Origin of the sequence: Pedobacter sp. 22163, assembly GCF_052045595.1 — a bacterium.
Taxonomy (GTDB): Bacteria; Bacteroidota; Bacteroidia; order Sphingobacteriales; family Sphingobacteriaceae; genus Pedobacter.
In genome coordinates, this window is record NZ_JBQEPM010000001.1 from 743,895 (window position 1) to 763,345 (window position 19,451).

Annotated in this window: 17 protein-coding genes; 6 read left to right on the forward strand and 11 right to left on the reverse strand. The window is 38.3% G+C overall.

Annotated features, from left to right (window positions below; all coding sequences use genetic code 11):
- Positions 1–205 precede the first annotated feature (205 nt).
- The 3 genes from ACTJKN_RS03125 to ACTJKN_RS03135 all read left to right on the forward strand — a co-directional run bounded on the left by ACTJKN_RS03125 (position 206) and on the right by ACTJKN_RS03135 (position 1,974).
- Positions 206–703, forward strand: coding sequence for an RNA polymerase sigma factor (locus ACTJKN_RS03125; RefSeq protein WP_029275756.1), 498 nt, complete (start codon positions 206–208; stop codon positions 701–703).
- A complete protein-coding gene (locus tag ACTJKN_RS03130) occupies positions 690–1,289 on the forward strand; it encodes a hypothetical protein (protein ID WP_215128255.1) in 600 nt (199 codons plus the stop codon). Before ACTJKN_RS03125 ends, ACTJKN_RS03130 begins: the two co-directional genes overlap by 14 nt.
- A gap of 118 nt (positions 1,290–1,407) precedes the next feature.
- Positions 1,408–1,974, forward strand: coding sequence for a DUF922 domain-containing protein (locus tag ACTJKN_RS03135; protein ID WP_440822591.1), 567 nt, complete (start codon positions 1,408–1,410; stop codon positions 1,972–1,974).
- On the opposite strand, the gene ACTJKN_RS03140 is transcribed toward ACTJKN_RS03135, so the two are convergent.
- The 6 genes from ACTJKN_RS03140 to ACTJKN_RS03165 all read right to left on the reverse strand — a co-directional run bounded on the left by ACTJKN_RS03140 (position 1,963) and on the right by ACTJKN_RS03165 (position 10,273).
- Positions 1,963–2,334 (reverse strand): diacylglycerol kinase family protein, encoded by a 372-nt coding sequence (locus tag ACTJKN_RS03140; RefSeq protein ID WP_440822593.1) that lies wholly within the window; start codon positions 2,332–2,334, stop codon positions 1,963–1,965. The genes ACTJKN_RS03135 and ACTJKN_RS03140 overlap by 12 nt on opposite strands.
- A 549-nt stretch (positions 2,335–2,883) precedes the next feature.
- Positions 2,884–3,480: a hypothetical protein gene (locus tag ACTJKN_RS03145; RefSeq protein ID WP_440822595.1), complete on the reverse strand. Its 597-nt coding sequence runs from the start codon at positions 3,478–3,480 to the stop codon at positions 2,884–2,886.
- A 59-nt stretch (positions 3,481–3,539) separates the two neighbouring features.
- Positions 3,540–5,450, reverse strand: a complete 1,911-nt coding sequence (locus ACTJKN_RS03150) for a beta-N-acetylhexosaminidase (RefSeq protein WP_440822597.1) — start codon at positions 5,448–5,450, stop codon at positions 3,540–3,542.
- Positions 5,451–6,109: 659 nt separating this feature from the next.
- On the reverse strand, positions 6,110–7,066 hold the full coding sequence (gene trxB, locus ACTJKN_RS03155; RefSeq protein ID WP_113951968.1) for a thioredoxin-disulfide reductase: 957 nt from the start codon (positions 7,064–7,066) through the stop codon (positions 6,110–6,112).
- A gap of 248 nt (positions 7,067–7,314) precedes the next feature.
- Complete coding sequence (locus ACTJKN_RS03160; protein WP_440822599.1) at positions 7,315–8,475, reverse strand: dipeptidase; 1,161 nt, start codon at positions 8,473–8,475, stop codon at positions 7,315–7,317.
- A gap of 169 nt (positions 8,476–8,644) precedes the next feature.
- Positions 8,645–10,273, reverse strand: coding sequence for an acyl-CoA carboxylase subunit beta (locus ACTJKN_RS03165; RefSeq protein WP_440822601.1), 1,629 nt, complete (start codon positions 10,271–10,273; stop codon positions 8,645–8,647).
- 239 nt (positions 10,274–10,512) lie between these two features.
- Here ACTJKN_RS03165 and ACTJKN_RS03170 point away from each other — a divergent pair, with 239 nt between their 5' ends.
- Positions 10,513–10,956, forward strand: coding sequence for a DUF2721 domain-containing protein (locus tag ACTJKN_RS03170; RefSeq protein ID WP_230146010.1), 444 nt, complete (start codon positions 10,513–10,515; stop codon positions 10,954–10,956).
- 1 nt (position 10,957) lies between these two features.
- Positions 10,958–11,419 carry a DUF1801 domain-containing protein gene (locus ACTJKN_RS03175; protein WP_440822603.1) on the forward strand — a complete coding sequence of 154 codons (462 nt, stop codon included), beginning with the start codon at positions 10,958–10,960 and terminating at the stop codon, positions 11,417–11,419.
- Here the strand turns inward: ACTJKN_RS03175 and ACTJKN_RS03180 are convergent.
- From ACTJKN_RS03180 to guaB, 5 genes are all read right to left on the reverse strand, one after another.
- Positions 11,416–11,955, reverse strand: a complete 540-nt coding sequence (locus ACTJKN_RS03180) for a hypothetical protein (RefSeq protein WP_440822605.1) — start codon at positions 11,953–11,955, stop codon at positions 11,416–11,418. The two genes, ACTJKN_RS03175 and ACTJKN_RS03180, sit on opposite strands and share 4 nt — an antisense overlap.
- Positions 11,956–12,015: 60 nt before the next feature.
- A complete protein-coding gene (locus ACTJKN_RS03185) occupies positions 12,016–12,477 on the reverse strand; it encodes a MaoC family dehydratase (protein WP_029275744.1) in 462 nt (153 codons plus the stop codon).
- A gap of 77 nt (positions 12,478–12,554) precedes the next feature.
- Positions 12,555–13,148: a TIGR00730 family Rossman fold protein gene (locus ACTJKN_RS03190; RefSeq protein WP_440822607.1), complete on the reverse strand. Its 594-nt coding sequence runs from the start codon at positions 13,146–13,148 to the stop codon at positions 12,555–12,557.
- Between the two features lie 654 nt (positions 13,149–13,802).
- Positions 13,803–16,382: a TonB-dependent receptor gene (locus ACTJKN_RS03195; protein ID WP_440822609.1), complete on the reverse strand. Its 2,580-nt coding sequence runs from the start codon at positions 16,380–16,382 to the stop codon at positions 13,803–13,805.
- A 359-nt stretch (positions 16,383–16,741) separates the two neighbouring features.
- Positions 16,742–18,211, reverse strand: coding sequence for an IMP dehydrogenase (gene guaB / locus ACTJKN_RS03200; RefSeq protein ID WP_131032310.1), 1,470 nt, complete (start codon positions 18,209–18,211; stop codon positions 16,742–16,744).
- 228 nt (positions 18,212–18,439) lie between these two features.
- Here guaB and ACTJKN_RS03205 point away from each other — a divergent pair, with 228 nt between their 5' ends.
- Positions 18,440–19,447 (forward strand): sterol desaturase family protein, encoded by a 1,008-nt coding sequence (locus ACTJKN_RS03205; protein ID WP_440822612.1) that lies wholly within the window; start codon positions 18,440–18,442, stop codon positions 19,445–19,447.
- Positions 19,448–19,451: the final 4 nt, after the last annotated feature.

A 19,451-nucleotide genomic window follows, 5' to 3' on the forward strand; every position in this document is an offset into this window, starting at 1 on the left:
GTCGTTGAGTTAAGCCATTCGGCAAAGCAGAAATAATTTAACAACAGATAGAAAGGATGCACATGGATGTGAAAATCCGTATTTATCTGTGTGCATCTGTAGTTAAAAACTTTTAAGTCAATAGCATCAAAAAATATATTATTTTTGGTTTCTGGTGTAACAAAAAATGTACATCATCATCTAAAACGCAACTATAAACCCCTAAATGGAACAAAAAGACAAGTTATTTAAAGAGATCTTCGATTCAAATTCCAAAAAGATATTCCATTTATGTTATGGTTATACTGGCGATACCGACGCTGCAAACGATCTTCTACAGGAAACTTTTTTAAAGGTTTGGCAAAATCTGGATAAGTTCAGAAACAAATCTTTAATTTCTACGTGGATTTATAGAATTGCCGTGAATACTTGTTTAACTTATTTAAGATCAGAAAAAAGACAGGCGAAAGACGAATTAACAGATAACATTATAGAAAATAAAATAGAGGAATTTTCAGAGAAAAATGAACAGGTTGCCCTACTTTACAAGTGTATCTCCAAGCTCGAAGAGAATGACCGTTTAATTATTACCATGGTACTTGATGAATTACCATACCACGAAATTGCCGATATATCTGGAATAAGCGAAGGCAACTTGAGGGTAAAAATTCACCGCATTAAACAAAAATTAACAGAACTATATAGCCAGTATGCAAGCGTTTGATCAAATACAGGAGTTGTGGCAAAAGCACGAGGTAGAAGTTAAGGTTTCTGCTGATGAAATGCTGCAACAAGCGAAGAAAGAAGTAAATGGATTAAAGCTAAAATCTGCTTTAAACATTTTAGGGATGCTGGCATCTTTTATTGCCATTGCTGCATTATGGATATTTTTTCACTTCGAATCGTGGACTACACACGTAGGAATCAGCATCACCATTATTGCCATTGGCGTATACACCTTAATCCTGTACCGCGATTACAGGCTAATTTCTAAAACCGATTTCACCGCTCATCCGCACGAATACTTAAACAACTTAAAAACCTATCAATTAAACCGTTATAAACTTTACAACTCTTTATATTGGTTTTACATGATTGCACTTTCATTGGGCATCATATTTTATTTTGTAGAAATTCTTGCCCACTTCAACACTGTTCAAAAAGTTTTAGCTGTAGGCTTAACTGCGATATGGATGTTATTTTGTTCAACAGTATTGAGAAAGGCAGTGATGAGCAGGGAAAAAGAACGTATAGCTTTATTGATCGAGAAATTTGAGCGCATTAGCGGACAGATTTCTACCCCCGAATAATTTTAGGCACGGTTTTTTCATTGTAAAAACCAACACATGAAACCATCATGATTTACCATTTAACAACGGAAAAACTAATCGTGATAGCTTCACCAGCGTTGAAACTAAAATTACACAGGTGAAAAGACATATTATATCCCTTTTATTTTTGCTGGCACTGCCATGTACTTTTGCTTTTAAACAAGATTTTTCAGGCCCCATTCAATTGAATTGGGAAACGCATTTTAAAGGAAAAGCCGATATGCGCTCGCCATTTTTTGCGCTGACTGCAATGACATGGAAATATAGTTATTCCAGTACCGTTTACCGTAATCGCGTTGCCATTAAGCTTAAAAATGATGTGAGCATTGATAAAACGAGATCGTGGGTTAAGTGGGATAAAATTAAAGATCCTGAAATTAGGGCAAGTCTTTTACACCACGAACAAGGGCACGCAGATATTCATTATATTTTACTATTGGAGGCCGAAAGGGTATTAAAGAACCGGAACTATGCTGTAAATAACTATAAAGCCCAAATATCTGAACTCGCCAATCAGATCAGCAATTATTTCGACACCATGCAACGTAACTATGATGAAGAAACCGAGCATGGCAGCAACCATAAAATGCAGGCCCGATGGGATGACATTATCCAGGATAAGATTGAAGAATCGAGGACTGCTATGGCCGAATTACAAAAATAATTTTGGAATAAAGACAATAAAACCAACAGCTACCGCCAGAAATGCAGCCACTAAAACAGCAGCAGCAGCCAAATCTTTTACTACCTTAATTTTAGGATGATAATCCGGCGAAACAACATCGGCCAGTTTTTCGAGAGCAGAATTTAAAATTTCGGCAACAAAAACAGCCGAAATAACAGATAAAATGGCAATCCATTCTGAACCGGAAATTTTCAGGTAAAAGGATAAACCAATGGCAACGATCGCTGCAAACAAATGAACTCTTCCATTATGATCGTTAATGAAGAACAGTTTTAGCCCATTAAAAGCGTATTTAAAGCTCCTGATCCGATCGATGATAGAAAATTTGTCGTTGTTCATTGTTTTTAAATTGCGTGATAGATCCTGAAACAAGTTCAGGATGATGAATTAGTGTGGTCGTCGTCATTGAGAGGCACGAAACAATCTTAAAGCGCATGCTATAACCGATTTATTCAGCACAAGGAAAGATCCTTCGACTACGCTACCATTGATGTTATTTCATAAACAACTATTAATCAATATTTTAGCCTCCGTCGATTTTCCATCCAGCTAGGCCATAGCACGGTATCCCCGTTCTACTTAAATCCGGCCTAACAAATTTTTCGGGCTCCACCGACCCAGCCTACCCACTAGCTTTGAAAGAAAAATTTTCAGCCGGTGTTTTTTGTTTCTTTTTGACAGCAAAAAGAAAGAGCCCCATTGGCGGCGGCGAGCCGAGGCAAGGATGAGCCTCTGGGCAAAAAAAAGATATGCATCATTCATATTGATTTTTATACAATAAATTATCCCTCATGATGACAACGACTGCAAAAAACCGTAACAAGCAGTCTCCTCGCCGCTTTATGCTCCACACCCTTTCCCTCTACCTTCCGCCTTTTACCCTAAACCTTACTTGACCTCGCTTGTAGAAAAACTATTTCCGCTTAATTTATATTGATAGGTCCGGGTAATTGTTTTAGTACTATCTGTAGCATCTTTTACCGGAAAAGAACGGAACAGATCACCGTTTTTAATAAAAAAATTATCGTTACCGTTATAACCTTTCTTTTGACTGGTACTTAAAGAAGGAAAACTGATTTTATTGAAATCGCCACGCGTGTATTCAAAAACATTCAAATCCGAAACTGTTTTTTTGCTTAAGAGCTGAATATACAATTCAGGATTTCCGTCATTGTCTAAATCCATATTCCAGGCATCAATTATAATACCTTTACGATCTACAGCAGCCGACCTGTAATTATTACGTACAGAATCAGACATAAAAATCTGATAACCTCCAATAGAGTCAACTCCTTTTCCCCAGCTTACAATTTCGAAATTTAATCCGGGTCTCACTTCTATATCTTTATAAAAACGGAAAGGGTTTTTCTGAACCTTTTCCGTTTTTGTCTTAATTTCTTTAGGCTTTTCTTCTGTGCATGCAAAACAAAACAGCATCCCTGTTATTAACAAGAGATGCTGTAATGTATATTTCTGTAATTTCATTCTATTCAGGACGTTTTGGTTGCCCCAAATTAAGTATTTTAGCTTTTCAAAGCAACAATTTATTTCTTTGCATCTGTTTTAACTTCAGGTGCTCCGTTATTTAAAACCGTTTCTGTGGTTACACTTCTCCTGCCGCTTGGTGCAATAACGATGGTTTTTAACACTCTTTTTTCGCCTTGTGGTACCGTAATTTTAATTGGCGAGGTGTACAAGAATGCATTTTCTGATGGACGAGATAAATCAATCGAATAATAAATTTTAGCTCCGGTAACAGGTGCTTTTAAATCAATTGTAAATTCTCCTCCTGTTAAAGGTTTATCGCTCTGACCAATTGGTGTAGGTACCCAGAAATTAACATTCATTTTATCTAAACGGGCCAGATGAGCTGGCAAACGTTGTTCAGAAAAATTCTTTAAATCTTTACGCTCAACCGGCGACCATGCAATTTCAGATAAAGCCAATAAACGTGGGAAAGCATGATTTTCTGCTTTTGCGGTTGTTTTAATATACTCAGTCCACATATTAGCCTGAACGCCTTTGATGTATTTTCTTTCGTCGGCAGTTAATACTTTCGGAATCGGATCATAAGCATAGATCTTTTGATAAGGGGCAAATCCTCCAATGGTTACCGGCTCATCAGGAGAATTAGATTGTTTATGGTCGATATATAAGCCCATAGAACCAGGTGTCATAATAACATCGTGTTTTTGCTGTGCAGCTGCAATTCCACCATCTTCGCCTCTCCAGCTCATTACGGTTGCATTAGGGGCCAAACCACCTTCTAAAATCTCATCCCAACCAATAATCGAGCGTCCTTTTCCGTTTACATGTTTTTCTATCGTTTGGATGAAATAGCTCTGTAATTCATGCTCATCTTTCAAACCTTTCTCTTTCATGAGGTTCTGGCAGAAGGTAGATTCTTTCCAATAGGTTTTAGGTGCTTCATCGCCTCCAATATGGATGTATTTAGAGGGGAAAATAGCGATAACCTCGTCTAAAATATTTTCTAAAAATGTAAAAGTATTGGCTGATGGCACAAAAATATCATCAAAAACGCCCCAGGTTTGTTGTACCTGTTTACCTTTCCTGCTACCCGCCCATGGTGTTTTATCGCTGATAAAAGTATCGCGATCAGGGAAACAGCTTAATTCAGGATAAGCAGCAATTGCAGCAGAAGCGTGGCCTGGCAATTCGATTTCCGGAATTACCGTAATATATTTCGTAGCAGCATATTTAACAATTTCTTTAGCTTCTTCCTGGGTGTAATAACCTTTAACCGGTGTAAGGTAATTGCCATTGCCCGGATAATTGCCAATAATCGTTCCATTACGTGAAGAGCCGATTTCTATGAGTTTCGGATATTTTTTAATCTCGAGTCTCCAGCCCTGATCGTCGGTTAAATGCCAGTGAAAAGTATTGATTTTGTAATAAGCCAACTGATCGATGTATTTTTTGATAAAAGAGATCGGGAAGAAATGACGGCTTACATCCAACATGGTTCCGCGGTAGGCAAAACGTGGATAATCGTTAATATCAACTGCCGGGATAGTAATTTTATCAGCCACTTTATCTGGCATCATCTGCATAGCAGATTGAACCGCATAAAAAAGGCCTGCACCTTTTCCTGTTAAAATAATTTGTTTAGGGGTAACTTTAATCGTGTAACCTTCAGCTGGCAATTGATCTGCTCCAACAGATGTTAAAACAATTGCTTTTTGGTTAGGTTGGGTAATTTTAGTTTCACGTAAGGCAAAACCTGCCTTGGTAACGATAAAAGCATTTAATAAATCAGCCATCTTTGCGCCGTCGATGCTTTGATTTACTAAAACCGTGGTTTTATCTAAAATGAAATTTCCGTTTGCCCTGGTAATGGCTACAGGTGCAGGTATGATACCCAGATTAGGATCACTCTGCGCAAATGCACTCGTGCTGATTAATACTCCAATAAAAATCGATAATGCTTTGTTCATGTTGTGTTTTTGATTTTATATATTTATTTGATTGTTTGAACCAAGATAGAGATTATGGCCAGATTCCGAATCTCACATTCTTGTTACAATTTAGATCAACCGTTTGACTGCACCGCATAACGCAGATAATCTAAGTATTAAAAGGTCGTCATTTCGAGCGGAGTGCAACGCAGTCGAGAACCACGAAGTGCTCAGTGAAGCTAAATCTACACAACAGATTTCTCCATTCCACTGCGTTTCAGTCGAAATGACGACTACTTTTTGGAAATCAGGTGCAGAAGCGTTTGGGTTATGATAGCCCCGCTCCCGCTTCTGCTCCCGACGTAAAATCGGGGGCATCTCGCTTTGATCGGGTTTAAATGGCACAGCCAATTGAACTATTTGGGGTTGCAAAGTGTAAAAGAATTATTCCAGGCAGCATGCTGTTCAACTTTAAATTTAGCAGAAACCTAAGTATTTAAACCTGATTGTAATGGAAAGCACGCAATCCCGATTTTTCATCGGGAGCGGACTTGAAATGTAAAGCAGGACTAACAATACAAAGAGCTACTGCAATTGCTTTCCAAAAAAAAGAACTTTATCATTAAGCTTTGAAAATTATGGCACAAAAAAAGAGAAACCATTACTGATTTCTCTTTTTAAAATTATATTAAAATATTTTACGCTTCTACAGGATGCTCTTTAGCAGCCAAGTACCTTTCGGCATCGAGCGCGGCCATACATCCAGAACCTGCAGCAGTTACTGCCTGTCTGTAATACATATCCTGCACATCGCCACAGGCAAAAACACCTTCAATATTGGTTAAAGTAGAACCTGGTTTGGTAGCCAAATAACCCGTTTCATCCATATCCAACTGACCTTTAAAAATATCAGTATTTGGCTTGTGACCGATAGCCACAAAGAAACCTTCTACTGCGATGTCAGACTCAACACCAGTTTTGTTATTTAAAACTTTAACCGCAGTTACATTTTTACCGTTACCTAAAATCTCCTGCGTTTCGGTATTGTAATGTACGACAATATTCGGTGTGGCCAGTACGCGGCTCACCATTGCTTTAGAAGCTCTGAATTCGTCTCTACGAACCAATAAATGAACGGTTTTACATAATTTAGCTAAATATGTTGCTTCTTCGGCAGCAGTATCTCCAGCACCTACAATGGCAACATCTTGTCCTTTAAAGAAGAAACCATCGCACACGGCACAGGCCGAAACTCCAAAACCATTGTATTGTTGTTCACTTGGTAAACCCAGCCATTTTGCTGTAGCGCCAGTAGCAATAATTACGGTATCGGCCGTAATGGTTTTAATTTCATCAACCACTACTTTATGTGGCGTTGAAGAAAAATCTACCGAACTCACATAACCAAAACGGATATCGGTACCAAAACGCTCTGCTTGTTTGCGGAAATCTTCCATCATTTCTGGCCCCATAATTCCTTGCGGGTAACCTGGAAAATTTTCTACATCTGTTGTTTGCGTAAGCTGCCCACCGGCTTGCATACCGGTATACATAATTGGTTTTAAATCAGCTCTGGCAGCATAAATTGCAGCAGTATAACCTGCAGGACCTGAACCTATAATTAAACACTGAACGTGTTCGTTTTCTTGTGACATTATATTGTGTGTTTGAAATTCATTAATCGTAGCGCAAATTTAACGCTTTAAATATTTGCTGGCAAGTGCACATTGTCAACATAGTTTACTTATTAACATCGTAAGCCAAGCGGAAAGCGTTTGGCGTTTAAAGTTCAGGCACATTAAGATGCATCGCTTGTGGTGTCAGATGTTACCATCTGACACTGATTAATTATTGCGTGATTTTTTTCATCTATCAGCTGGTAACATCTTTACAGCACAAAAAATCATCCCCCTTTATTCTCTCTGATCAAACGAATTACATTACCTCCCAAAATTTTCTTGATATCGTTTTCCGAATATCCATTTTTAATCAGCTCGTCAGTAATTTTAGGATAATCTGCTACGCTATTCATACCTAATGGAAAAGATTCGGCGCCGTCAAAATCTGCTCCCAGTCCTACATGGTCTATACCGATTAATTTCACTACGTGATTAATATGTTTAACCAAAAGTGCAATTGGCGGACGTGTGGCATCAGCATCAGCCTGATGATTGAAAATCAACGTATCAATGGCATTGCTTCTACCATATTTAGCATTCAATGTTTTAAGCTCGCTATCATATTTTGCAAAGAATTCTTTTTGTTTGGTATTAAAAGTAGCATCTAAAAAACCACTATAGAAATTAATGCAAACTACACCACCATTTTTACCAACCGCTTTAATCTGATCATCTTTTAAATTTCGTGGAACTGGATTTAAAGCATAAGCACAGCTATGGGAAACAATTATGGGTTTGACAGATGCGGCAATGGCATCATAAAATGTTTTTTCACCCACGTGTGATAAATCGACCATTACCCCGAGTTTATTCAATCGTTTTACAACCTGTTTTCCAAAATCACTTAAACCCGCATTTTCGGGTTTCACTTTACCCGAAGTTTCTTCGGCAGCCGAACTGGACCATGAGGTGCTGTTGTTCCAGGTTAAAGTAAGGTAAGCCATTCCACGCTTTGCCAGGCTGTCGATATAATCCAAACGGTTTTCAATCATATGTCCACCTTCTACACCTATCATAGCAGCCAATTTTTGTTGTTTAACCGTCTGCTCCAAATCTTTAGCGGTGGTGACCAACTGGATCTTATCTGGATATCTTTTGATCAAACTATAAAGTGAATCAATTTCCTGATTAGCTACAGCATAGCCACCCGTTTCATCACACCAGATAGAGAAAAACTGAACATCCAACCCACCTTGTTTGGCCCTCACTAAATCGAAATTCCCTTTTGGCTGAAGTTTCCCGATATCAATGCCCGATTTGATCTGATTGAACAGTATATCTCCATGGGTATCGATTACAATCGCATTTTGATGAATTTTGGAACTTTGGGCAAACAGATTGATCTGCAATAATGTAAGGACAAGAAAAAGATAAAGATTTTTCATGCTTTAAAGATAATATTAATTGTTTTGATCACCTCAGACACTCTGGTTTCTGCCTATTTTTTTAACCACTAAGAAACAAAGGCAATTTATGTTCAAAATCCAGGTGTGCTAAGCTGATAAACAAGTCCATCGGCTGTCAGATGGTAACATCTGACAGCACATCGAATCCCTAAGTTTGTATAATCCCAACATTAAATTTCTTCGTAACCGGCGATTGGTTGGCGGCCTCAATTCCCATCGAAATAACTTTTCTGGTTTCTAAGGGGTCAATAATACCATCAACCCAAAGCCGGGATGCGGCATAATAAGGTGTGGTTTGGCTATCGTATCTATCAGTGATTTCTTTTAACAACTCTGCCTCTTTTTCTGGCGTAATTACCTCTCCTTTTGCTTTTAAAGAGGCTTCCTGAATCTGAAGTAAAGTTTTTGCAGCTTGCGAACCACCCATTACCGCAATTTTAGCCGTTGGCCAGGCATAAATCAATCGAGGATCGTAAGCCTTGCCGCACATGGCATAGTTGCCTGCACCATAAGAATTGCCCAATACAATTGTAAATTTTGGCACCACAGAATTGGCAACAGCATTAACCATTTTAGCACCATCTTTAATAATACCACCATGTTCTGATCGGCTGCCTACCATAAAGCCGGTAACATCCTGCAAAAACACCAATGGGATTTTCTTCTGGTTACAGTTCATAATAAAACGGGTAGCTTTATCTGCGCTGTCAGAATAAATTACACCGCCAAACTGCATCTCCCCTTTTTTCGACTTTACCACTTTACGCTGATTGGCCACAATACCCACTGCCCATCCATCAATACGGCCTAAACCACAAACAATGCTTTGTCCATAACCTTTTTTGTACTCTTCAAATTCAGATTGATCAACCAAACGGTTAATGATATCCATTATTTCATAAGGCTTATCTCTGTTTTCGGGTAAAATACCATACAGTTCTTCTTCATTTTCTTTTGGTTTTGCTGGTTTAATCCGATCAAAACCAGCGTTTTGAGGCGCCCCCAACATACTCATAATGTTCCTGATGCTGTCTAAGCAGGCCTGATCATTGGGATGTTTATAATCGGTAACACCCGATATTTCGCAATGTGTAGTGGCTCCGCCCAAAGTTTCATTGTCTACCTCTTCGCCTATGGCCGATTTTACCAGATAAGAACCCGCTAAAAAAACCGATCCGGTTTTATCAACAATCATCGCTTCATCGCTCATAATGGGCAAATAGGCACCACCGGCAACACATGCACCCATGATGGCCGAAATCTGTACTATCCCTTCCGACGACATAATGGCGTTGTTACGAAACATTCTTCCAAAATGTTCTTTATCAGGAAAAATTTCATCCTGCATCGGGAGATATACACCGGCGCTATCAACCAGGTATATCACTGGCAGGCGGTTCTCCATAGCAATTTCCTGAGCACGGAGGTTCTTTTTTGCGGTCATAGGGAACCAGGCACCAGCTTTTACTGTGGCATCGTTGGCCACAATCATACATTGTCTTCCGCTTACATAGCCAATACCGCACACCACGCCTGCCGAAGGACAGCCACCTTGCTCGGCATACATACCGTCAGCCGTAAAAGCACCAACTTCTAAGAAGCTGCTATCTTTATCAATTAAATAGGCAATCCGCTCGCGGGCCAATAACTTTCCCTTTTCTTTTTGCTTGGCCTCATTTTTTTCGCCGCCACCTAAATATATTTTTTTGAGCCTGGTTTTCAGTTCGTATACCAACTGTTTATTTACATCCTCATTTTTATTGAATTCGATATTCATGGTGGCAATTTAAATTTAATTTTAGAAAAACAGTATTGACCAAAACGGTTTCTGGTCTAACGGTAGCTTAACCGCAAAGTACGCTAAGTTTTTTAACCACAAAGTACACAAAGAAAAAGCAATGAAAAATACAGATTTATACTTTAGCTATAATAATTCTCTTTGCGAAAACTTTGCGTCCTTCGCGTTTAATGTGAAAGATATCCGTTTAAAATGATATTTTTGGGTAAATCCTTAAAATGGAACTAACCATCAATATTCCTGCGCTATTGTTTCCTGCCATCAGCTTAATTATGCTGGCTTATACCAATCGTTTTCTGGCTTTGGCAAGCTTAGTGAGAAGTTTAAAATCGAAATATGAGGATGGCGATAAAAATGCAGCACTGCATAAACAGATCGAAAACCTGCGTTACCGCTTAAGACTGATCAAAAACATGCAGGCTTTTGGTGTACTTAGCTTTGCTAGCTGCCTTTTTTGCATGTTTTTTATTTATTTAGAGTGGAATACCGTTGCTGAAATTCTTTTTGCCCTGAGTTTGATATTTTTCATGATATCGTTAATCATTTCGTTAATAGAAATCCAGATCAGTACAAAAGCACTGGAGCTGGAATTGAGCAGTTTAGAGGAACTCGATAATCCATCAATTGTAAGTAGGTTTAAAAAGAAATTTGATAAAGATTGATATGCAACCATCTGTTAATACGCCAGAAGAATATTTAAACAGCCTCTCTGAAGAAAGGAAAGCGCCGGTTTCGAAATTGAGAAATACTATTTTAGATAACCTGCCAGCTGGTTTCGAAGAACAGATTACCTATGGCATGCTGGGATATGTTATCCCATTCGGGCTTTACCCTGCAGGTTATCATTGTACACCAGAACAGGCTTTACCTTTTATCAATATTGGTTCACAAAAGAATTTTATTGTTATGCACCACTTAGGGTTATATGCTTTTACTGATTTATTGGAATGGTTTCAGGCAGAATACCCAAAACACAGCAAATACAAATTGGATATGGGAAAAGGTTGCGTCCGTTTTAAAAAGCCTGATGATATTCCGTACGCATTAATTGCCGAGCTCACCAGAAAAATTACGCCCGAGCAATGGATTGAACAATATGAAAAAGTATATAAACGTAAAGGCTAATTTTGATAAACTACGCCATCGATCTTCAGCTTTTTAAACTTTTCGGCCCAGCCTTTACCTTTTATGTATTTTACCTGCGAAGGGTGCCCCTTTAAATTTGGATGATAAATCGGATCAAATGAAAAAGTCATTTCGGTATCCGATTTTTGAATAACAGTGACTTCGTTATCATTTTCATCCTTTTCTCCTGTCGTGAAAAACTTATCGCCCATTTTCGCATTAAAATCAGCTCTGGTATAAGTTTTCAAAGGACTATCGGGATAGCCCTCAATCAATTTATTCTGCTCGTCTATCCTTAAATAAACTATACTCACCGCATCGCCTCCTACCAATGAATAAAACTTGTAAAAAAGCTTTTTATTGATGCGGACAGTATCCTTGATTTCGGTATAAGACTGAGCATTCATATACCATAAATTGCCAATCTGCATCGGCAAAAATGAATCGGCAGCCCTGTTTTGAGCCTTATTTTCCTGACAGGAAAGGATAGCGAGACTAATTAAAATAAAACTTAAAGATTTCCAGTTTACGATCATGAGGCATTTGTTTTTCCTTATTTAACGTTAAAGATAAACAATGCGCTACATTGTAAGCTATTAATTCACAAAATGATATAAGAAAACAACTTCACCACTAAAGGCAGGTTTCTTTTGATCTTCAATTTCCATTTCGATAGCCATATTTACTTTGGTTACGCCACGGAGGTTGATAATAGAAGCCAGTTTAGCTTTTAATCTTACCTTACTGTTTACAGTAACAGCTTGTGCAAACCTTAAACTTTCGATCCCATAATTGATCTCCATTTTTAATTTTTGGATATCAACAATTTCTTTCCATAGGTAAGGGATTAATGAAAGCGTTAAATAGCCATGCGCTATGGTTGCTTTAAAAGGGCCTTCATTTTGAGCTCTTTCTTCATCAACATGAATCCATTGATGATCTAATGTGGCATCGGCAAATTTATTAATCTGTTCTTGTGTAATGGTATGCCATGAAGAAACGCCTAATTCCTTGCCAAGGTATTGTTCAAATTCTGCGTGGGAGGTAATGATTTGCATTTTGGTATATTTTTAGCGCCAAGCGTTATGCGGCTGGCGAATTAATAATTTGCTTATTGTTATCTGACAATTAATTTTTAACTCAGATTTCTTTCTCTAAACCAAACCTCGTCTGGAATGGCAGAAAAATCATCCATTTTATCGATTAAAGTTTCGGCATTTGCTTCATTAAAAACTAAATCGCGATTAGCTGGTTTCAAAAATTTACTTTGCACCATCATATCCATTTGGGCAAATAAGGGATCGTAAAAACCATTTACATTTAATACGCCAATTGGTTTAGTGTGAAGGCCGAGCTGTAACCAGGTTAACACTTCAAAAAACTCTTCAAGGGTGCCGAAACCACCGGGCAAAATAACAAAACCATCACTTAAATCGGCCATTCTCTGTTTTCTTTGATGCATATTTTCAGTTATGATCATTTCGGTTACCCCTTTATGACCAACTTCTTTATCCATTAAAAACTGTGGAATTACACCGGTAACTAAACCGCCTAACTCGAGTACATCATTGGCTAATACACCCATCACGCCTACACTTCCACCACCATACACCAATCTGATCTGCTGTTTTACAAGTGTTTCTGCCAATTGCTTTATTGCGTTACGTAGCGCTACATCGCCATTAAAGTTTGAGCCACAATACACACAAACTGATTTAAGCTTATTCATTTAGTTAAAATTTACCGAAGTTAAGACTTTATCGGCTTTCTGTAAATTTTAATTCTGCACAAAGCTGTTACAGTTTTAGTTGTTTCGTTAACAAGTGCTGCATCATAAGTGGTGATTTCCATTCGAACTTGTCACGTTGAGCTTGTCAAAACGCTTTGCGGGAAATTTAACAGGTCCTTCGACAGGCTACCATTGACGTTATTTGCAATTGCTTACTAATAAGATATTTGCAACAATATACATTTCCGCCCAGCTAGCCCACAGCACCCCATCCCCGTTTTACTTAAATCCGGCCTAACAAATTTTTCGGGCTGTACTGACCAAGCCAACCTACTAGCTTCAAAAGAAAACGGCGAAGCCCTCATGAATGCAGCTGAAAACTATAATACGAATGAATAAATTTTCAGCAGGCATTTTTTGTTTCTTTTTTGATGCCAAAAAGAAAGAGCCATTCGGCGGCGGTGAGCCGAGGCAAGAATGAGCAGCTGGGCAAAAAAGGATATGCGTCATTCATATTGATTTTTATACAATAAATTAACCCTCAGGATGACAATTCTATATTTATAATAAAGCCTCTTACTAAAAAAAGGAGTGGCATTACACCACTCCTTCTAACCAAATATAAGAGAGAAAAATTATGGTATTTAAATACCCTTAAAACGCATAACGGATTGTTGCACCATAAGTTCTTGGGTCGCCAAGTACGCCTGCATATAAGCCTGAGTTACCTGCTGCAGCCTGCAATTGTTCATAATAGTTTTTGTTTGCGATATTTCTGCTCCAAACAAACAAAGAGAACTTATCTGATTTAAATCCTAACCTTGCATTAAATAAAGCATAACCTTTAACATTTAAGATGCTTGATGGTGTAGGGTTTGAAGAATATTCTGAACGGTAACTCGCATCGCCCGCAATAAAATACCTACCAGCCCTGGTTGCTAAATTACCTGGGGTACTAAATTCAGAGCCTCCAGAAATATTCCATTTAGAAATACCCGGCAATCTGCCTCCCGAAGCATCTTTAAATGCCACTTGGGTAGCTACACCGTTTACTAATTCGGTATGGCCGGTTTCTTCTAAAGGAAGTGGCGCATTGGTGAATTTAACATATTTACCATCAAGGTAAGCTACCGCAGCATTTAAAGTTAAGAATCTTTCCAATTGATAAGTTCCATCAATTTCTAAACCTTTTACTTTAACCTTTTCTGCATTAGCAAGATAACCTCTGTTTACCCCCAACTGTGGAGATTGAACATTGGTTTGGTAATCTTTAATATCGGTATTAAAAGCGGTAACATTTAATATGGCACCTTTAACCGGTTTTGTTTTTAAACCCAATTCATAATGTTGAACATATTCTGGCTTTACGACAGCAACAGATAAGTCTGCCTGTCCGGTTGAAGTAGTTGGCAAACCACCTACGTTAACGCCAACCGGTTTATAAGCAGTGGAGAAAGTTCCATAAACGTTCAATTTTGTGTTGGGGCGGTATGATACCGTTAAGTTACCCGATAGATTATTATTATCTACTTTGGTAGTGAACTGCTGATTACTATACACAGCGGCTTTAAGTGCAAGTAAAGCGGCGTCTGTAGTCTGCAATCCGCCATAAGTTACCCTGTCGTAATCCACATCTTTTTTATCGTAGGTGTATCTTAAACCAGGTAATACATGAAAGTGCGCTAAAAATTCCCAGTCAACCTGAGCAAAAATAGCTGCACTTAACGATTTGATGGTCGAATTGGTTTTGATCCCGAAGCCATCTAATAAACCAGGGGTTGAATATAATGCCTGATTCCCCGTATTGCTGGTTTGCACAAATCTCCACTGATCTTTACCTACTTCTTCTGTTTGGGCCAAACCTTTTAAGTTCTGAGCAAGGGCAAACACGCCAATTACACCACTTAATTTATCAGTTATATTACCGGCATATCTAATTTCCTGTGAATATTGATCATGACGGGAGTTACCTTGAGATTTGGTTAATGCAGACAGTTCAGAGAAATCCCTGTCGTTTGTAGGATCCCAGTTCCAGAACCTCCATGCAGTAGTAGAAGTTAGTGTTCCACCGCCAATCTTATAATCAACATTTAATGATATACCACCGATTGACTGATTGTGTCTCCAGGGAGTATTGGTATTGATCTCTCGAGAAAAAGGATCAATTTTAGGTTGTTGATAGCCTAAATCTGAAACAATTTTGGCATACTGACGGTAAGCGCTTCTTTCTGTCTGCGCAACACCAGCAATTACCAATGGGTAACCCGCAGGGTGCTGAACACTTACATCGCTACTCAATAATATCTGTAGCCTATCTGAAGGAGTAAAATACAATTGGCCTTTAAAACCAAGGTTATTTTGCCCGCTATATTTACGTTCTTCTCTGGTATTCCATATTGTACCATCGCGTTGGGTACCGGAGATTGATATTTTAGCAGCAAGATTTTTTGCTACTCCTCCCGAAACTGACGTTTTTGCCTGGATAAAGTTATAATTTCCAACGCTTAGTTCTACTTTGGCACTTGGTGTTTGGGTTGGTTTTGTAGTGGTGATATTAAATGCACCTGCAGTAGTATTTTTACCAAATAATGTACCTTGAGGGCCACGGATTACTTCTATTTGCTCGATATCCAGGAAATCGGTTGAGGTAGCAGCCGGACGCGCATGATAAACACCATCTACGTAAAAACCGACACCTGGGTCGATACCATCGTTAGTTAAACCGAATGTTGAACCCAGGCCTCTAATATTAAGTGTTGTATTTCTTGCATTCGAAGCATACAATTGTACAGATGGCACTAACTCTTTTAAACGGTTAACATTAAAAGCACCTGCATTTTCTGCTGCCTGGCCACCGATTACAGTAATTGGAATAGGCACATCCTGTAAAACCTCCGAACGTCTTCTCGACGTTACAACGATCTCATCTAATAATGCATTTTCTACCAGAACCAATTCTATTGGTGTTTCCTGAAGTTTTAAAATCTGAAAATCCTGTGGTTTATAGCCAACTGAGCTCACTTGAAGGTAAAATGGAGTCTCTTGTTTTACATTTATGCTAAAAACACCATTATCATCTGCTACTACGGCCTGGTTTGTTCCTCTTACCTTTACAGTAGCATGTGGTATTGTACTGCCATTTGTTGTTTTAATTACGCCGGTTACCCGGCTTTGGGCAAAGGCAAAACTTGCCGAAAGTAAAAATGAAAAGAGAATTAGTAAACTTTTGTTCATGATTAGTTATATAGTTTGTTTAAATGTTGTTGATTAATGATTCGTTCGAAAGTATGCGATTACTGTTTTAGAATGGCTACAACAACAATACGAGCATGTTTTTTGATTTATTTTCATAATTATCATATAAATCCTATAGATTTAGTCGACAAATATATTAAAAAAATTTATCTGCCAAATTTTATTTTGTGATTTTTCTGTTTTTATTAATTCTTCAGACCTTATAGGTTTTAAAAACCTATAAGGTCTGAAAAACAAAACGGGGCTATCGTAAACGATGCCCCGCTGAATTCTATAAAAATCTTGCCTAATTGAGATTGCTTCGTTTCTCGCAATGACGATTATTGGAAAGAAATACCTTATCTTGTATAATTAGGTGCTTCTTTAGTAATCGTAATATCGTGTGGATGACTTTCGCGCATACCTGCTGCAGTAATCTGCACAAATTGTGCTTCTTGTAATGCCTCGATACTTGCTGCACCACAATAGCCCATACTTGCACGTAAACCACCAATATATTGATACATTACTTCTGCTAAGGTACCCTTAAATGGCACGCGGCCAACAATACCTTCTGGAACTAACTTTTTAATATCATCTTCCACATCCTGGAAATAACGGTCTTTAGAACCTTGCTCCATTGCTTCAATTGAGCCCATTCCACGATAAGATTTAAATTTACGTCCTTCGTAGATAATGGTTTCGCCTGGTGATTCTTCAACTCCTGCAAATAACGAACCTGCCATTACTGTACTTGCTCCAGAAGCAATTGCTTTGGCAATATCACCTGTGTGTTTAATACCACCATCGGCAATAACAGGAACACCTGTGCCTTTTAAAGCTTTGGCACATTCGTAAACCGCATATAATTGAGGAACACCAACACCGGCAATAATTCTTGTTGTGCAGATAGAACCGGGACCAATACCAACCTTAACGGCATCAGCACCAGCATCGGCTAAGAATTTTGCAGCAGCACCGGTAGCAATATTTCCAACAATAACCTGTAAATCAGGATATTTAGCTTTAACTTCTTTTAATTTATCAACTACTCCTTTAGAGTGACCATGAGCAGTATCAATGGTAATTACATCAACACCGGCATGAACTAAAGCATCAACACGTTGTATAGTATCAGCTGTTACACCAACCGCAGCACCTACACGTAAACGACCGCGTTCATCTTTACAGGCAGCAGGATAATTTTTTACCTTCGAAATATCTTTAAAAGTAATTAAACCGCTTAAGTAACCATCTTTGCTCACTACAGGAAGTTTCTCGATTTTATGGTTCTGAAGAATTTCCTCTGCCTGAACCAAAGTAGTACCTTCTGGTGCAGTGATTAAATTTTCTTTAGTCATTACCTCAGAAATCGGTCTTTTCATATCCTTTTGGAAACGTAAATCCCTATTGGTAATAATACCCACCAATTTATTGTCGCTGCTTACTACAGGAATGCCCCCAATTTTATGCTCTTTCATGATCTTGAAAGCATCGGCCACAACAGCTGTTTCCAATAAGGTAACCGGATCCTGGATCATACCGCTTTCAGAACGTTTAACCTTACGTACTTCTTCGGCTTGTCTTTCTATGGTCATGTTTTTGTGTAACATACCAATACCGCCATTTTGCGCAATGGCAATGGCTAGTTCGGCTTCTGTTACAGTATCCATAGCTGCAGAAATCAATGGAACATTAAGTTTAATTTTTTTTGTTAAAAAAGTGGCTGTATTTACTTCACGGGGCAGAATTTCGGAATATGCAGGTACTAGAAGTACGTCGTCATACGTTAAACCTGTGGCAATAAACTTTGTGGAATCGAGTTGCATAGCAAATAAATTAGGATTTATTATTTGCCAGGCAAAGATACGAAAATTGAGGGAATATAAAAGTATAATAATAAAAATGCTTAAATATTGAGCTTGTCTGACAATCGCTATCATTACAAAGCAAAAATCAAGGTTTATGAATATACGGTAACAATGACCTGGCTTTTTAGCGAATTTATTTGAATAAAATTTTAGTTTTATATAATTTCAACAACCAAATATAATAAGATGATAGATTTTCTTGAAGGCGTAAAGGAATGGCTCGTTGGATTTTTCGGCTTACCAGCGCTGTTAAAACTACTGCAAACCAATGACTATAGCCAGTTTATGAGCTGGAATGGCATTAGTGCGCTTATGGGCCCCTTGATTCCCTTTTTATTGGTTTTTGAAATCATCAGGATGGCATTTTACCGCCGTTTTAAAGTGGTTGATTACCGGATTTCTTTCTTTTCACTGGTGATTAATTCTTTTATTGGCCGCATTATTTCTATCGGCATGGTGTCTATCTGTATTGGTTTATTTGGCAAATACGCCATTTTTAAAACGGAAATTACCTGGTACTGGCTGATATATGGCTATGTGATCTGGGAATTCGGCCATTTTATTTATCATTTTTTAGCACATAAAGTAAGGCTTTTCTGGTGTTTGCACTCCACCCATCACGCACCCCAAACCATGAATTTATCGGTAAATTTTGCACATTTTTTTCTTGAAGCACCTTATGCAGACCTGATTAGAACTACAACGTGCATCCTTTTGGGTGTAAGCCCTGCCCTGCTTTTTTTAATCATGTTCATCGACGGTTTTTGGGGATCTTTTATCCACATTGGAGAAAACATTTCTAAAGATGGCCGTTTTGGATTTTTAAATAAAATCATCCTTACGCCTTCTCATCATCGTGTACACCATGCCAAGAATGCCTTGTATATGGATACCAATTTCTGCAACCTGCTACCCATCTGGGATCATGTCTTTAAAACCTATCAGGAAGAAGACAAAACAATAAAAATTGAATATGGTATTACCCGGGAAATGAAAAAAAACAGCTTTTTAGATGCTTATTTCGGCGAAATTGTTCTCTTGGCCAAAGATGTTTGGCGTGCACCAGGTATTAAAAACAAGTTTCTATACATCTTTATGCCGCCGGGATGGAGCCATACTAAAGACCATAAAACGGCTAAAATAGTGAGATCGGAATATTTGAAAAATTACAAAACTGAAATGCTCAACTCATAAGAGG

Coding starts and splice junctions, on each gene's coding strand:
- trxB (WP_113951968.1), bottom strand. CDS start 7,066: ATGTCACAAGAAAACGAACACGTTCAGTGTTTAATTATAGGTTCAGGT.
- ACTJKN_RS03175 (WP_440822603.1), top strand. CDS start 10,958: ATGCAACCATCTGTTAATACGCCAGAAGAATATTTAAACAGCCTCTCT.
- guaB (WP_131032310.1), bottom strand. CDS start 18,211: ATGCAACTCGATTCCACAAAGTTTATTGCCACAGGTTTAACGTATGAC.
- ACTJKN_RS03140 (WP_440822593.1), bottom strand. CDS start 2,334: ATGAACAACGACAAATTTTCTATCATCGATCGGATCAGGAGCTTTAAA.
- ACTJKN_RS03170 (WP_230146010.1), top strand. CDS start 10,513: ATGGAACTAACCATCAATATTCCTGCGCTATTGTTTCCTGCCATCAGC.
- ACTJKN_RS03160 (WP_440822599.1), bottom strand. CDS start 8,475: ATGAAAAATCTTTATCTTTTTCTTGTCCTTACATTATTGCAGATCAAT.
- ACTJKN_RS03190 (WP_440822607.1), bottom strand. CDS start 13,148: ATGAATAAGCTTAAATCAGTTTGTGTGTATTGTGGCTCAAACTTTAAT.
- ACTJKN_RS03145 (WP_440822595.1), bottom strand. CDS start 3,480: ATGAAATTACAGAAATATACATTACAGCATCTCTTGTTAATAACAGGG.
- ACTJKN_RS03130 (WP_215128255.1), top strand. CDS start 690: ATGCAAGCGTTTGATCAAATACAGGAGTTGTGGCAAAAGCACGAGGTA.
- ACTJKN_RS03195 (WP_440822609.1), bottom strand. CDS start 16,382: ATGAACAAAAGTTTACTAATTCTCTTTTCATTTTTACTTTCGGCAAGT.
- ACTJKN_RS03165 (WP_440822601.1), bottom strand. CDS start 10,273: ATGAATATCGAATTCAATAAAAATGAGGATGTAAATAAACAGTTGGTA.
- ACTJKN_RS03205 (WP_440822612.1), top strand. CDS start 18,440: ATGATAGATTTTCTTGAAGGCGTAAAGGAATGGCTCGTTGGATTTTTC.
- ACTJKN_RS03180 (WP_440822605.1), bottom strand. CDS start 11,955: ATGATCGTAAACTGGAAATCTTTAAGTTTTATTTTAATTAGTCTCGCT.
- ACTJKN_RS03125 (WP_029275756.1), top strand. CDS start 206: ATGGAACAAAAAGACAAGTTATTTAAAGAGATCTTCGATTCAAATTCC.
- ACTJKN_RS03150 (WP_440822597.1), bottom strand. CDS start 5,450: ATGAACAAAGCATTATCGATTTTTATTGGAGTATTAATCAGCACGAGT.
- ACTJKN_RS03185 (WP_029275744.1), bottom strand. CDS start 12,477: ATGCAAATCATTACCTCCCACGCAGAATTTGAACAATACCTTGGCAAG.